Raw genomic sequence first — 14,937 nt, forward strand, 5'->3', positions numbered from 1 at the left:
AGGAGTCCCCATGAGTACCACCACCGTCGAGAACTCCGCCGCGGCGCCCGACCGGACCCCGGCGGCGGCCCTCCCGGGCAAGGCGCGCGGCCGCGGCCGGCCGCGCCCCGGCGTCGCCCTGACCTCCCACGCCCTGCTGATCACCGCGAGCGTCATCGCCTTCTTCCCGGTCGCCTGGCTGGTCTTCCTGTCCCTCGGCCCGGACAAGAACGACTACCTGCACCCCGGGAAGATCTGGGGGAAGATGACGCTGGACAACTACTCCTTCGTCATCCAGCACACCAACTTCTTCGACTGGCTGAAGAGCTCGCTGATCGTCTCGCTCGGCACCACGTTCCTCGGCGTGATGATCGCCGCCACCACCGGCTACGCGGTCTCCCGCATGCGCTTCCCGGCCTACCGCAAGTTCATGTGGGTGCTGCTGGTCACCCAGATGTTCCCGGTGGCCGTGCTGATGGTGCCGATGTACCAGATCCTGTCCGAGCTGCAGCTCATCGACAGCTACCTCGGCCTCGTCCTCATCTACTGCTCGACCGCGGTGCCGTACTGCGCCTGGCTGCTCAAGGGCTACTTCGACACCATCCCGTTCGAGATCGACGAGGCCGGACGCGTCGACGGGCTCAGCCCGTTCGGCACCTTCGCCCGGCTGATCCTGCCGCTGGCCCGACCGGGCCTGGCGGTCGCCGGCTTCTACAGCTTCATCACCGCCTTCGGCGAGGTCGCCTTCGCCACCACGTTCATGCTGGACGACCAGAAGTACACGCTCGCGGTCGGCCTGCAGAGCTTCATCAGCGAGCACGACGCCCAGCGCAACCTGATGGCCGCCACCGCGGTGCTCATCGCGATACCGGTCTCGGTCTTCTTCTACCTCGTGCAGAAGAACCTGGTGACCGGCCTCACCGCCGGCGGCACCAAGGGCTGAGCCCCGCCCGCCGACCCACGGCTCCCGCGCGCCTGTCCCGCGCGGGTGGGCGGCCGCGGTGTCCATCCGACCCCGCCGGCACCGCGGCCGCCCTGGCAAACACCGCCGCGCAGCACGACCTGACGACCGCATCCGATCCCCCACACTCGGCGTCGTTCGAGCAGGGGGACCAACCGCATCAAGGACGCCATGACCCAGCACTCCGCCGCCGACCCGGCATCGCACTCCGCCCTCGCCACCGTCGCCCAGCACCGCGACTGGTGGCGGGACGCGGTCATCTACCAGGTCTATCCGCGCAGCTTCGCCGACGACAACGGCGACGGCATGGGCGACCTCGAAGGCGTCCGTTCCCGCCTTCCCTACCTGCGCGAACTCGGCGTGGACGCCGTGTGGCTGAGCCCGTTCTACGCCTCCCCGCAGGCCGACGCCGGCTACGACGTCGCCGACTACCGCGCCGTCGACCCGATGTTCGGCAACCTGCTGGACGCCGACGCGCTGATCCGCGACGCGCACCAGAACGGCCTGCGCGTCATCGTCGACCTCGTGCCCAACCACTCCTCCGACCAGCACGAGTGGTTCAAGCGCGCCCTGGCCGAGGGCCCCGGCTCGCCGCTGCGCGACCGGTACCACTTCCGCCCCGGCAAGGGCGAGAACGGTGAACTCCCGCCCAACGACTGGGAGTCCATCTTCGGCGGCCCGTCCTGGACCCGCGTCACCGAACCCGACGGCACGCCCGGCGAGTGGTACCTGCACCTCTTCGCGCCCGAGCAGCCCGACTTCAACTGGGAGCACCCGGCCGTCGCCGACGAGTTCCGCTCCATCCTCCGCTTCTGGCTGGACATGGGCGTGGACGGCTTCCGCATCGACGTGGCCCACGGCCTGGTGAAGGCGGAGGGCCTGCCGGACCTGGGCTCGCACGACCAGGTGAAACTGCTGGGCAACGATGTCATGCCGTTCTTCGACCAGGACGGCGTGCACGCGGTCTACCGGCAGTGGCGCACGGTGCTCGACGAGTACGCCGGGGAGCGCATCTTCGTCGCCGAGGCGTGGACGCCGACCATCGAGCGCACCGCCAACTACGTCCGCCCGGACGAACTCCACCAGGCCTTCAACTTCCAGTACCTGGGGACCGCCTGGGACGCCGCGGAACTGCGCGAGGTCGTCGACCGCACCCTGGACGCCATGCGCCCGGTCGGCGCCCCCGCCACCTGGGTGCTCTCCAACCACGACGTCACCCGGCACGCCACCCGCTTCGCCAACCCGCCCGGCCTCGGCACCCAGATCCGCCTGGCCGGCGACCGCGAGCTCGGCCTGCGGCGGGCCCGCGCGGCGACGCTGCTGATGCTGGCGCTCCCCGGCTCGGCCTACGTCTACCAGGGCGAGGAGCTCGGACTGCCGGACGTCGTCGACCTGCCCGACGAGGTCCGCCAGGACCCGGCCTACTTCCGCGGCGAGGGCCAGGACGGCTTCCGCGACGGCTGCCGGGTGCCGATCCCGTGGACGCGCACGGGATCCTCGTACGGCTTCGGCGGCGGCGGCAGCTGGCTTCCTCAGCCGGACAGCTGGGGCGAGCTGAGCGTCGAGGCGCAGACCGGCGTCGCCGGCTCCACCCTGGAGATGTACCGCTCCGCGCTCGCCGCCCGCCGCGCCCACCCGGACCTTGGCGCGGGCTCCTCGGTGGAGTGGCTGCGCGCCCCCGAGGGCGTCCTGGCCTTCCGGCGCGGGGCGTTCGTGTGCGTGGCGAACACCACGGGGGAGTCGGTGACCACGCCGGCGTACGGCCGGGTGCTGCTCGCCAGCGGTGAGGTGACCGAGGCCGGCGGCGAGGCGAAGCTGCCCGCGGACACCACCGTGTGGTGGACCACGGCCTGACCGCGGCCCTTCTCCAGCGGACTGCGGCCCGCCGCCCGCAACGGGCGGCGGGCCGCCGCCTTACACCCGCACCGGCTGCCCTTCCGGCGCCCGCGTACCCTCGCGCACCGTGAAGATCACATGGATACCCTGGTGGCGGGCCCGGCGGGTGGCCGAGCTGAAACGCCTCAACCAGCTCGTCGCCGACGGTGACTTCGAAGCGGCCGAGGCCGGGGCCAGGGCCCTGCACGGGCTGGGACGACGGGCCGAGGCGGAGGCGGCGGCCCGGCTGGCGCTGACCGACTGCGAGCGGTCGCTGCATCCTTCCCATCCGCGGACCGGGACGGCCCGCGCACTCCTGACCCGCATCACCGCCGCCGGCCCTCCCGGTGACACCGCTGCCGAGTGACGACCGGGGCGCGGTCGGACGGCGCCGGCGGCCGGGGTCGCAGAACGGCGCCGACTGCGGGGAGCGGGCCGAGGAGTCGGCCATCTGCGGCCCCGGGCAGCGGAGTTCACCCCTCCCTCCGAGGAGGGTGGAGCAGCCGGCCCGGCAACGTCAAGACACTGGTTGAAAGTTCTTGCTGATGCTTTCAAGACTCTTGCTGTAATCGTTTCGTCGGCGATACGGTCACGCGGGCGCCCGGCGGCGAAGCCGTGCCGCGGCGCAGGGGTCGGACCCAACGGGCCTGCGGAAGGCCCTTTCGAGCCGTTTCAGCAAGGAGTTCACGCCTGTGGACCTGATACCGAGAGGGACGGCGCGCCGCACACGCCGTCCCGCGCACCGCGGAAGAAGCGCCGCCGTCGCGGCCTTCGCCCTGGCCGCCGCGCTCATCCAGCCACTCGCCGCGCAGGCGGCCTCCCCGCCCCCGCCTCCGTCGGACGCCAGGCTGGCCGCCCAGCCCGCCCGGCACGACGACACGCGTGAGCAGTTCTACTTCGTCATGCCGGACCGCTTCGCCGACGGCGACCCGTCCAACAACCGCGGCGGGCTCACCGGTTCCCGCCTCAGCACCGGCTACGACCCCACCGACAAGGGCTTCTACCAGGGCGGCGACCTCAAGGGGCTGACCGACAGGCTCGACTACATCAAGGGCCTGGGCACCACCGCGATCTGGATGGCGCCCATCTTCAAGAACCGCCCCGTGCAGGGCACCGGAGCGGACGCCTCGGCCGGCTACCACGGCTACTGGATCACCGACTTCACCCAGGTCGACCCGCACTTCGGCACCAACAAGGACCTGAAGACCCTCATCTCCAAGGCGCACGCCAAGGGCATGAAGGTCTTCTTCGACGTCATCACCAACCACACCGCCGACCTCGTCGACTACCGGGAGAAGTCCTACGACTACCTCTCCAAGGGCGCCTTCCCGTACCTGACGAAGGACGGCAGGCCCTTCGACGACGCCGACTACGCCGACGGCCGGCACCGCTTCCCCGCCGTCGACGCCGACTCCTTCCCCCGCACTCCGACGGTCACCAGCGACAGCAAGGTCCCGGCCTGGCTCAACGACCCGACGATGTACCACAACCGGGGCGACTCCACCTACGCCGGCGAATCGGCCACCTACGGCGACTTCTCCGGCCTCGACGACCTGTGGACCGAGCGTCCCGAGGTCGTCAAGGGCATGGAGAAGATCTACCAGCGCTGGGTGCGGGACTTCGACGTCGACGGCTTCCGCATCGACACCGTCAAGCACGTGGACATGCCGTTCTGGACCCAGTGGGCCACCGCGCTGGACAAGTACGCCGCACGGCACGGCCGCAGGAACTTCTTCATGTTCGGCGAGGTGTACTCCGCCGACACCTCGATCACGTCCCCGTACGTCACCCGGGGACGCCTGGACGCCACCCTCGACTTCCCCTTCCAGGAGGCGGCCAGGGAGTACGCCTCCCAGGGCGGCAGCGCCGCCAAGCTCGCGGCCGTCTTCGGCGACGACTACAAGTACACGACCGACAAGGCCAACGCCTACGAGCAGGTCACCTTCCTCGGTAACCACGACATGGGCCGCATCGGGTACTTCCTGAAGCAGGACAACCCGAAGGCCACCGACGCCGAGCTGCTGAAGAAGGACGAGTTCGCCAACGAGCTGATGTTCCTCAGCCGCGGCAACCCGGTCGTCTACTACGGCGACGAGCAGGGCTTCACCGGCTCCGGCGGCGACAAGGACGCCCGCCAGACGATGTTCGCCTCGAAGGTCGCCGACTACCTCGACGACGACGAGATCGGCACCGACCGCACCCACGCGAGCGACTCCTACGACACCGCCGCACCCCTCTACCGGCAGATCAGCGACCTCGCCCGGCTGCGCCGCGCCAACCCCGCCCTGACCGACGGCGTGCAGACCGAGCGCTACGCCGACGACGGTCCCGGCGTGTACGCCTTCTCCCGCACCGACGCCCGCACCGGCACCGAGTACGTCGTCGCCCTGAACAACGCCGGCCAGGCCAGGACCGCGACGTTCGCCGCCGGCTCCGCGGACATGGCCTACACCGGCATCCACGGCACCGACGCCACCGTCACCTCCGACGCCGGCGGGAAGACCACCGTCACCGTGCCGGCCGAGTCCGCGATCGTCCTGAAGGCCGCCGGCCCGCTCGCCCGGCCCGCGACCGCCCCGACCGTCACCCTGCACGCCCCCGACGCCGGCGCCACCGGCACCGTCACGCTCTCCGCCGACGTCACGGGCGGCGGACAGCTCGACCGGGTCGTCTTCGCCGCGCAGGTCGGCAACGCGAAGTGGCGCGTGCTCGGCTCCGCCGACCACGCCCCCTACAAGGTCACCCAGACCATCGGCGCGGACGTGCCGGCCGGCACCGCGCTGCGCTACAAGGCCGTCGTCACCGACTCCGCCGGGCACACCGCGAGCGCCCTGGCGGCCGGCACCACCGGCACCCCGCCCGCGCCCGAGGTCCCCACCGCCTCCTCCCGCGACTACGCGGTCGTGCACTACAAGCGCACCGACGGCGACTACGCCGACTGGGGCCTGTACGCCTGGGGCGACCTCGCCGACGGCGAGTCCACCACCTGGCCCGCCAGCCACCCCTTCACCGGCCGCGACGCCTACGGCGCCTTCGCCTACGTCAAGCTCAAGCCGGGCGCCTCCAGCGTGGGCTTCCTCGTCATCGACCACGACGGCAACAAGGACGTCTCCGCCGACCGCACCATCGACGTCACCCGGACCGGTGAGGTGTGGATCGAGCAGGGCAAGCCCGACGTGCTGACCCAGAGGCCCGCCTATCCCGCCCCGGACCCCGGCAAGGCGGTCCTGCACTACCACCGCGCCGACGGCGACTACACCGGCTGGGGCCTGCACGTGTGGACCGGCGCCGCCCGGCCCACCGACTGGTCGAACCCGCTGCAGCCGGTCAGGATCGACTCCTATGGCGCGGTTTTCGAGGTGCCGCTCAGCGACGGTGCCACCAGTCTCAGCTACATCGTCCACAAGGGCGACGAGAAGGACCTGCCCACCGACCAGTCCCTCGACCTCACCGCCGACGGGCACGAGGTGTGGCTGTTGAGCGGCCAGGAGGAGTACCTGCTGCCGCAGCCCGCGGGCTCCGCCGCCGCGGTCGACCTGACCACCTCCAAGGCGATCTGGATCGACCGGGACACCGTCGCCCTCAACGGCGCCGACGGCGCCGCCTCCACCCAGCTGCGCTACTCCCACGACGGCTCCATCACCGCCGAGGACGGCGTGCTGAGCAGTGACGACGAACGCTGGCTGCGGCTGACGAAGACCTCGCTCACCGACGCGCAGAAGGCGAAGTTCCCGCACCTGAAGGACTACACCGCCTGGTCCGTCGACCCCCGGGACCGCGACCGCGTCCGCCAGGCGCTGCGCGGCCAGCTCGTCGCCACCCAGCTCGCCGCCAACGGCGCCGTGCTGACCGCGACCGGCGTGCAGATCGCCGGCGTGCTGGACGACCTGTACCCCGGCGCCACCGAGGCGCAGCTCGGCCCGGTCTTCCACCACCGCCGTCCCACCCTCTCCGTCTGGGCGCCCACCGCGCAGTCGGTACGCCTGGAGATCGGCCGCCGCACCGTCGGCATGCACCGCGACGCCGCCACCGGGGTCTGGTCCGTCACCGGGCCGGCCTCCTGGAGGAACAAGCCCTACCGGTACGTGGTGAAGGTGTGGGCGCCCAGCGTCCGCAAGATCGTCACCAACAGGGTCACCGACCCCTACTCCCTCGCCCTCACCGCCGACTCCAAGCGCAGCCTCGTCGTCGACCTCGACGACCGGTCCCTCGCGCCGAAGGGCTGGAAGAACCTGGCCAAGCCGAAGGCGGTGCCGCTGAAGGACGCCGAGATCCAGGAACTGCACATCCGCGACTTCTCCGCGGCGGACCCGACCTCGAAGCACCCGGGCACCTACCTGGCCTTCACCGACAAGAACAGCGACGGCTCCCGGCACCTGCGCGAACTGGCCGCGGCCGGCACCTCCTACGTCCACCTGCTCCCGGCGTTCGACATCGCCACCATCCCCGAGAAGAAGGCCGACCAGGAACGCACCGACTGCGACCTCGCCTCCTACGCCGCCGACTCCGACCGGCAGCAGCAGTGCGTGGCCGACGTCGCCGCGAAGGACGCCTACAACTGGGGCTACGACCCGTACCACTACACGGTCCCGGAGGGCTCCTACGCCACCGACCCGGACGGCACCGCCCGCACCGTCGAGTTCCGCAGGATGGTCCAGGCGCTCAACGGCGACGGCCTCCGGGTCGTCATGGACGTGGTCTACAACCACACCGCGGCCGCCGGTGAGGCGGACACCAGCGTGCTCGACCAGGTCGTACCGGGCTACTACCAGCGCCTGCTGGCCGACGGCTCGGTCGCCAACAGCACCTGCTGCGCCAACACCGCGCCGGAGAACGCGATGATGGGCAAGCTGGTCGTCGACTCGATCGTCACCTGGGCCAAGGAGTACAAGGTCGACGGCTTCCGCTTCGACCTCATGGGCCACCACCCCAAGGCCAACATCCTCGCCGTCCGCAAGGCACTCGACGCGCTCACCCCGGAGAAGGACGGCGTCGACGGCAAGAAGATCATCCTCTACGGGGAGGGCTGGAACTTCGGCGAGGTCGCCAACGACGCCCGCTTCGTGCAGGCCACCCAGAAGAACATGGCCGGCACCGGCATCGCGACCTTCTCCGACCGCGCCCGCGACGCGGTGCGCGGCGGCAGTCCCTTCGACGCCGACCCCGGCATCCAGGGCTTCGCCTCCGGCCTCTACACCGACCCCAACGGCTCCACCGCCAACGGCACGCGCGCCGAGCAGAAGGCCCGCCTGCTGCACTACCAGGACCTCATCAAGGTGGGGCTGACCGGCAACCTGGCGAAGTACCGCTTCACCGACAGCGACGGCAAGGAGGTCACCGGCGCCGAGATCGACTACAACGGCTCCCCGGCGGGCTACGCGGACGCCCCCGGCGACGCCCTCGCCTACGCCGACGCGCACGACAACGAGTCCCTGTTCGACGCCCTCACCTACAAGCTGCCGGTGTCGACGAGCCCCGCCGACCGGGCCCGCATGCAGGTACTGGCGATGGCCACGGCCGCCCTGTCGCAGGGACCGTCCCTGTCGCAGGCGGGCACCGACCTGCTGCGCTCGAAGTCTCTGGACCGCAACTCCTTCGACAGCGGCGACTGGTTCAACGCCATCCACTGGAACTGCGCCGACGGCAACGGCTTCGGACGCGGACTGCCGATGGCCGCGGACAACCGGTCCAAGTGGGACTACGCCAAGCCGCTGCTGGACTCGGTCCGGGTCGGCTGCCCGCAGATCGACGCCACCTCGGCCGCCTACCGCGACCTGCTGAGGATCCGCACCACGGAAGGCGCGTTCTCCCTCGGCACGGCCGGGCAGGTGCAGGATCGGCTGTCCTTCCCGCTGTCGGGGAAGGACGAGACGCCCGGCGTGATCACCATGCGCCTGGGAGACCTGGTCGTCGTCTTCAACGCCACCCCGCAGCAGCAGGAGCAGCGCGTCGCCGCCCTCGCCGGCAGCCGGTACCGGCTGCACCCGGTACAAGCCTGCGGCGCGGACCCGGTGGTGAAGACCTCCTCCTACGCGGCCGGTTCGGGCACCTTCACCGTCCCGGCACGGACCGTCGCCGTGTTCACCCGGGCGGCGGACTAGGGTGAGGCCTCCGCAGCCGTAGAACAGGAGTGCTCATGCCGCAGATCACCGTCGACTACACCGACGAGTTGCTGGACTCCGGCTTCGACGCCGGGAGCTTCGCCCACGCACTGCACGAGGCGGCCGTCGAGATCGCGGGAGCGAAGTCGGAGACCTGCAAGACGCAGTTCCGGGCCAGCGAGGGCACCCTGGTCGGCTTGCCGGACTCCGACGGCGAGGAGCACATCGTCGTCCATGTGACGATCGGGCTCCTCGCCGGTCGGAGCGAGGAGGCCAAGGCACGGCTGGCGGAGGCGACGCTGGAACTGCTGCGCGACTGCACGCCGGAAGGGGACTTCGTGCTGCACGCCTCCGCCGAGGTCCGCGACCTCGACGCGTCGTACCGGAAGTTCGAGCGCTAGTCCGAGCGCCCGTTCGGGAAGGAGGCCCGCTCAGGGCGCCAGGGACAGCAGCCGGCCGGCGAGCTCCGCGAAGGGGCCGTCGGCCGGCTCGTTCTCGGCCATCCGGCGCAGCACCCCGGCCATCTCCTCGTCGTAGGCGGCACTGACCGCGGCCAGCGCGGCGAAGTCGCGCACCAGCTGCACCTCCAGCTCCTCGCGCGGGATGCGCCGCCCGTCCAGCCAGATCAGCGCGGTCGACTCGGCCAGCGAGATCCAGGACCGGACGACCAGTTCCAGCCGCGCGGGCGCCTCCGACACGCCCAGATGCGCCAGGATCTGCTCGTAGGCGGCCTGCCGCACCGAGTCGATGAGCGCGTTCGTGGTCGAGGAGCCCACCGCGGGACCGCCGCGCATCAGGGCCGAGAAGCCGGGCCCGTGCTCGTCCACGAAGTCGAAGAAGCGGCGCATCACCCGGAGCAGCCGCGCCCCCAGCGGACCCTCGTGCGGTTCGCTGAACCGGGCCGCCAGGTCGTCCGAGGCGCGCTGCAACGCCGCCTCGTACAGGCTGAGTTTGCCGGGGAAGTAGTGGTAGACCAGCGGCCGCGAGATCCCCGCGGCGGAGGCTATCTCGTCGATGGAGACCTCGTCGGGGGAGCGGCGGCTGAACAGTTCGAGGGCGACGCCGATCAACTGCTGCCGTCGCTCGTCGACTCCCATTCTGCGGCGAACCCCGGTACTCATGCGAACACCTTACCGATCGATTCCGGCCGTGAACCTGTCGGGCCGCCCACGGTGTTCGCACCGTTCCCTCACATGTCGAGCACCAGCCGGTCCCCGCGCGCCCGGGACACGCAGATCAGCATCGAGTCCGCGCGTTCCGCGTCCGTCAGCAGCTCGTCGCGGTGGTCCACCTCGCCCTCCAGCACCCGCTGCTGGCAGGTTCCGCAGAAACCCTGCGCGCAGGAGTAGGCCGTGTCGGGCAGTTCGGCGCGCACCGCGTCCAGCACGGTCGAGTCCGCCGGCACCGTCACCGTCCGGGCGCTGCGCCGCAGCTCGACCTCGAAGGCGCCGTCCCCGCCGGCCGCGGCCCGTGGCGCGAACCGCTCGGTCCGCACCCCGGGCACCCGCTCCTCCACGGCCGCCATCAGCCCCTCGGGACCGCAGCAGTACACCGCGGCGCCCTCCGGCACCCCGGCCAGCCAGGTGTCCAGATCCGGTCGGCCCACCGCGTCCTCGGCGGCGACGGTGACCCGGCCCCGCCCCCCGTCCAGCTTCTCCAGCTCCTCCAGGAAAGGCATCGAGGCCCGGGTGCGGCCGCCGTACAGCAGCCGCCACTCCGCGCCCCGCCCGGTGAGCGCGCGCACCATCGGCAGCAGCGGTGTGACGCCGATGCCCCCGGCGACGAACGCGTACGACGCGGCCCCGACGAGCGGGAACCGGTTGCGCGGGCCGCGCACCCGCACCTCCGTGCCCTCCCGCAGCCGCTCGTGCACCTCGCGCGAGCCGCCGCGGCCGTCCTCGACCAGCCGGGCGGCGAAGGTGTACGAGGAGCCGTCCTCGGGGTCGCCGCACAGCGAGTACTGCCGCACCAGTCCGGAGGGGAGCACTACGTCCAGGTGGGCGCCCGGCTCCCAGCGGGGCAGGCCGTGCCCCTCCAGCCGGACCCGGACGACACCGTCGGCGATCTCCTCGTGCGCGGTCACCAGCAGCCGCGGCGCACGCGACCGGGGGCGCCCGGAGATCGGCTCCGCCAGTGCGGGCATCGGCCACAGCGGGGCGGCCTGGATCCGGCGGCGCAGCGCCCGCCGGGCGAGCAGCGCCGCACCCGCGGCGGCGGCCACGGTACGCAGTCCCGGCGCGGGCATCAGCCGGCCCTCCGCTCCGCGGCGCGCGCCGCGGGGGAGGCGGCGAGATAGGCGACGGCCTGGGCGGTCGAGCCCTCCTGCGAGGGGTGGTAGGCGCGGCTGAGGTAGCGCGGCGCGGACCGCAGCACCGCTGAGGTGGAGGGCAGCAGGCCGCGCCGCCCGCGCCGGTGGAAGTCCCGGAAGGTGGCCCTGCCGTGCCGGACCGTCGGGTCGTTCGCCATGAAGAAGCGGATCCCCCGCTGCCACAGGAACACCAGGGCGGTGAACGCCGTCGCCCAGGTCCGGGCGCGGCGCCGGTAGCCGCCGTCGAGGTGGGTGAACAGGTCGAAGGCGACGGACCGGTGCTCGACCTCCTCGGCGCCGTGCCAGCGCAGCAGGTCCAGCATGGTGGGGTCGGCGCCGCGCCGGTCCAGCTCCCCGGCGTTGAGCACCCAGTCGCCGAGGAAGGCGGTGTAGTGCTCGATCGCCGCGATCAGCGCGACGCGCTCCAGCAGCCACCAGCGCCGCATCCGCCTGCCGAGCAGCGGGGGAGTGCGGTCCCCGAGCATCTTCTCGAACATCCAGTCGACCTGGGCGGTGTAGGGCGTCGGGTCGAGCCCCTGCTCCCTCAGGTGCGGCAGGACCTCGTCGTGGGCCTGGGAGTGCATGGCCTCCTGGCCGATGAACCCGATGACGTCCTCGCGCAGCCGCTCGTCCCGGATCAGGGGCAGCACCTGCTTGTAGACGTGCACGAACCACCGCTCACCTGCGGGCAGCAGCAGGTGCAGCACGTTGATGGTGTGCGTGGTGAAGGGATCGTCCGGCACCCAGTGGAGCGGGGTGTCCTCCCAGGAGAAGGACACCTTGCGCGCCGTGAGCGGCGTCCGCTCGGCATCGACCGGCTGGGGCGCCCGAGCGGCCTGCTTGTTAGACATGGCGTCAATATACTGACGGGTACGCGTCGGGGGAACCCCTTCGTGCCGGTGGCCGCCCGGCGTAGTCCCCGCATCGACCGCCCGTCCGTTCAGTGCGGTCCCCGCATCGACCGCCCGTCCGTTCAGTGCAGTCCCTGCACCGACCGCCCGTCCTTCAGCGTGCCCGCCAGCTCGGCCTGCGCGCCCTGCTTCGCCCGGGCGGACAGCAGGTGACCCGAGGCGGTGGCCTCGACCCCGCCCGTGGCACGGATCGACGCCGTGTCCCCGTCACCGGCCGCGAGCAGGTACCAGGATCCCGACTTCGCCTTCCACAGCACCCCGGCCAGCGCGTGCGGATCACGCGGCCCGCAGGCCGGCGCGTCGTCCGCCTTGGCCGCGATCGACGCGAACCGCCCGCCCGGCGTACGGATCTGCGCCAGTGCACGCGTCCCGTCACCCCGCCAGGTCTCGGCACGGGTGCACACCCAGTCGGCCGTCCCCGCACCCCCGGGAAGCGGCTGCTCGGCGAACCGCCAGGCGTTCACCGACCGCACCCCCCGCGCGCGCACGGCGCCCAGCGAGCAGGCGTACGGGGCCCAGTCGTGCAGGGCCCGGGACCCGGCCACCTCCCGGGGGTCCCCGGGGCTCCCCGCGGTCAGCCGGGCCGGCACCAGCTCCCCCAGGTCGGACAGCAGGTGCGTGCCCGAGGAGTCGGTCACCTGGAGCACGTTCCAGGACGTGCAGGCCCCGCCGGCCGCCGGGCCCGCCAGCGGGGCGGTGATCCCGTCGGTCACCGTCAGGTCCATCGCCCCGGAGTCCGGCTCCAGCAGGTCCCGCTCCGCCGTCCTCTTCACCCACGGCGCGGTCAGATAGCGGACGTTGCCGTCGGAGCGGCCCAGGACGACCGCGGCCGCCCCGGCACCCGTCGCCCCGTCGACCCGCGCCAGGTCGAGCACGGCACCCGCGGTGCTCTCCTTGGGCTCCGCGTACCGGGCGATGCGCAGACCGTCGTAGAGGATGACCACGCGCGCGTTGTCCACCGTGCCCGCGTACAGCAGCTGGGGCGGGCCGGGCGGGCCGCCGGCTGCGGTCCCCGGGGTCACCGAGACGCGCACCTTCTCGCCCGGGCGCGCCCAGACCGCGAGCGCGCGCCGCAGCAGGGCCGTGTCGCCGAGGCGGTCACCGCGCGCCGGCCACACCGCGAACCCGGTGCGGGTCGCGGACTTCCAGGCGGCCGGACCCACCCGGACCAGCTTCCCGGGGTCCAGGGCGGCCTCGGCGGCCGGGTTCTGCGCGTACACCGGCGCGGCCGCGCCGTCCCGGCCCCAGCCGCCACCCGGCAGCGCGACCAGCGCCCCGCACACCGCGAGAGCCGCCGCCGCGGCCAGTGCCGCCCGTGTGTGCTGGCGCCGGCGCAGCAGATCGGTGGGCCTCGCCTGCAGTGCGCAGGCGTCGAATTCGGCGGACTGCAGCAGCCGGTGACGCTCCGGGACGCCGTCCGCCTCACGCAGCGCCGCCGCCGGGTCGGCGACCCCGGCGGCGGTGAGGACCCTGCGCACCTCGGCGTCCCCCAGCCCGTCCAGCCCGCGCAGCACGTAGGCGGCGCGAGCCGGTCCGGTCAGGGCCGACAGCTCCTGCTCCAGGGCCGGTTCGTCCGCGCCTCCCGAGTGCGGGAACAGCTTCAGGCCCCACACCCGGGGCAGCGCCGACGGCAGTTGGGCCCGGCGCGGCCAGGCCCGGCGGCGCAGCGGCAGTCCGGCCTCCAGCGCCGCCCGCACCACCTGGAGGCGCACCAGGGCGTAGCCGGGGTCGTCGTTCTGTCCGGCCGACTGGGCCGGAATCGCGGGGGTCGAAGCCCGGCCCCGGGGCAGGGCCCGCTGGACCAGTGCGTGCGCGGTCATCACCCGCCTGCCGCGCCCCGGGCCCGGCGGCAGCACCAGGTAGGCGAGCCGGACCAGTCGCGGGTAGTGCTCGACGAGCGCGGCCTCGGCCTGCTCGACGTCGACGACGGGACCGGCCGCGGAGGCCGGGGGGCGCGGGGCGACATCCTGTGACTGCACGTTCAGCAGAACGAGCGAACTCTCCTGAGGTCACCGCCCTCGAGGGCGGTCGCCCTCCCGCTCAGCCCTCCGGCTCGACCAGCTGCCGGGCGTAGTTCGCCATCGACCGCTGGTACCGGGGCAGGTGGGGCGCCAGCGCGCCGAGCACCAGCGACAGGCCCTCCCGGTCGCGCCCCAGGCTGGACAGGCACAGCGCCAGGCAGGCGCGCACCGCGTCGTCCAGTTCGTCGGACGGGCCGTCCAGTTCGGGCGTCAGCAGGGCGACGCCCTCCTCCGCCCGCCCGATGTTCCTGAGCGAGCTGGACAGCTGGATCCGGGCACGCCTGCCGCGGTAGCCGGCCAACCCGCGGGCCAGCGCCTCCCGGTACAGCGGCACGGCCTTGTCCGAGTGGCCGGTCGAGTCCCAGGCGCAGGCCTGCTCGAAGGGGCCGAGCGGGCTGTCCTCGGGCAGTTCCGCCACGAGCGCGTCGATCACCGCGCGGAACGCGGCCGCCTCGTCCTCGGGGTAGTCGTCGAAGCGGGCCCATGCGGCGGCGGCGCGGTCTTCCCAGGCTTGATCCATCGGCACACTCTCGCACTGCGGTGCGGATCCCGGTACCGGATTCGGGTGCCGGGGCCGGCGGGGCGAGGAGGCCGGGAGTCCCACGGGCGCTCGCGGGACCCGCCGGTGCTCGCGGGACCGGCCGTTGCGCTGCGGGTTGCCGGACGGCGAGAGCCGGCGGTGAGGTGGGGCTCACCGCCGGCTCTCCACGGGTCACCGTGTGGGCGGCGCGGTCGCGAACCGGCCACCGGGTGCGGCGGCCCGCGGGCTCATCGGCAGTCG

At 72.7% G+C, this 14,937-nt stretch carries 10 protein-coding genes; 5 read left to right on the forward strand and 5 right to left on the reverse strand.

Annotated features, from left to right (window positions below):
* The first annotated feature begins 10 nt into the window (after positions 1 to 10).
* The 5 genes from ACL02U_RS02955 to ACL02U_RS02975 all read left to right on the forward strand — a co-directional run bounded on the left by ACL02U_RS02955 (position 11) and on the right by ACL02U_RS02975 (position 9,317).
* Complete coding sequence (locus ACL02U_RS02955) at positions 11 to 922, forward strand: sugar ABC transporter permease (protein ID WP_412788986.1); 912 nt, start codon at positions 11 to 13, stop codon at positions 920 to 922.
* Between the two features lie 189 nt (positions 923 to 1,111).
* On the forward strand, positions 1,112 to 2,794 hold the full coding sequence (locus ACL02U_RS02960) for a glycoside hydrolase family 13 protein (RefSeq protein ID WP_412788987.1): 1,683 nt from the start codon (positions 1,112 to 1,114) through the stop codon (positions 2,792 to 2,794).
* Positions 2,795 to 2,903: 109 nt separating this feature from the next.
* Positions 2,904 to 3,182, forward strand: coding sequence for a hypothetical protein (locus tag ACL02U_RS02965; protein ID WP_412788988.1), 279 nt, complete (start codon positions 2,904 to 2,906; stop codon positions 3,180 to 3,182).
* Between the two features lie 331 nt (positions 3,183 to 3,513).
* Entirely contained in the window at positions 3,514 to 8,916 is a 5,403-nt protein-coding gene (gene pulA, locus ACL02U_RS02970; protein WP_412789004.1) for a pullulanase-type alpha-1,6-glucosidase, read from the forward strand.
* A gap of 35 nt (positions 8,917 to 8,951) precedes the next feature.
* Positions 8,952 to 9,317 (forward strand): 5-carboxymethyl-2-hydroxymuconate Delta-isomerase, encoded by a 366-nt coding sequence (locus ACL02U_RS02975; protein WP_412788989.1) that lies wholly within the window; start codon positions 8,952 to 8,954, stop codon positions 9,315 to 9,317.
* Positions 9,318 to 9,347: 30 nt separating this feature from the next.
* Here the strand turns inward: ACL02U_RS02975 and ACL02U_RS02980 are convergent, their stop codons facing one another.
* From ACL02U_RS02980 to ACL02U_RS03000, 5 genes are all read right to left on the reverse strand, one after another.
* Positions 9,348 to 10,037, reverse strand: coding sequence for a TetR/AcrR family transcriptional regulator (locus ACL02U_RS02980; protein ID WP_412788990.1), 690 nt, complete (start codon positions 10,035 to 10,037; stop codon positions 9,348 to 9,350).
* Positions 10,038 to 10,105: 68 nt separating this feature from the next.
* On the reverse strand, positions 10,106 to 11,161 hold the full coding sequence (locus ACL02U_RS02985) for a PDR/VanB family oxidoreductase (RefSeq protein ID WP_412788991.1): 1,056 nt from the start codon (positions 11,159 to 11,161) through the stop codon (positions 10,106 to 10,108).
* Positions 11,161 to 12,075, reverse strand: coding sequence for a metal-dependent hydrolase (locus ACL02U_RS02990; protein WP_412788992.1), 915 nt, complete (start codon positions 12,073 to 12,075; stop codon positions 11,161 to 11,163). The genes ACL02U_RS02985 and ACL02U_RS02990 overlap by 1 nt, the downstream gene beginning before the upstream one ends.
* A 122-nt stretch (positions 12,076 to 12,197) precedes the next feature.
* On the reverse strand, positions 12,198 to 14,114 hold the full coding sequence (locus ACL02U_RS02995; RefSeq protein ID WP_412788993.1) for a hypothetical protein: 1,917 nt from the start codon (positions 14,112 to 14,114) through the stop codon (positions 12,198 to 12,200).
* 61 nt (positions 14,115 to 14,175) lie between these two features.
* A complete protein-coding gene (locus ACL02U_RS03000) occupies positions 14,176 to 14,676 on the reverse strand; it encodes a tetratricopeptide repeat protein (RefSeq protein WP_412788994.1) in 501 nt (166 codons plus the stop codon).
* Positions 14,677 to 14,937 lie beyond the last annotated feature (261 nt).

The sequence above is a fragment of the Streptomyces sp. MS06 genome (assembly GCF_047200655.1).
In the GTDB taxonomy this organism is placed as follows: Bacteria; Actinomycetota; Actinomycetes; order Streptomycetales; family Streptomycetaceae; genus Streptomyces.

Excerpts from the sequence above, each read along its gene's own strand:
- ACL02U_RS02990 (WP_412788992.1), bottom strand. The coding sequence starts at position 12,075 with ATGTCTAACAAGCAGGCCGCTCGGGCGCCCCAGCCGGTCGATGCCGAG.
- ACL02U_RS02980 (WP_412788990.1), bottom strand. The coding sequence starts at position 10,037 with ATGAGTACCGGGGTTCGCCGCAGAATGGGAGTCGACGAGCGACGGCAG.
- ACL02U_RS02975 (WP_412788989.1), top strand. The coding sequence starts at position 8,952 with ATGCCGCAGATCACCGTCGACTACACCGACGAGTTGCTGGACTCCGGC.
- ACL02U_RS02960 (WP_412788987.1), top strand. The coding sequence starts at position 1,112 with ATGACCCAGCACTCCGCCGCCGACCCGGCATCGCACTCCGCCCTCGCC.
- ACL02U_RS02955 (WP_412788986.1), top strand. The coding sequence starts at position 11 with ATGAGTACCACCACCGTCGAGAACTCCGCCGCGGCGCCCGACCGGACC.
- ACL02U_RS03000 (WP_412788994.1), bottom strand. The coding sequence starts at position 14,676 with ATGGATCAAGCCTGGGAAGACCGCGCCGCCGCCGCATGGGCCCGCTTC.
- ACL02U_RS02985 (WP_412788991.1), bottom strand. The coding sequence starts at position 11,161 with ATGCCCGCGCCGGGACTGCGTACCGTGGCCGCCGCCGCGGGTGCGGCG.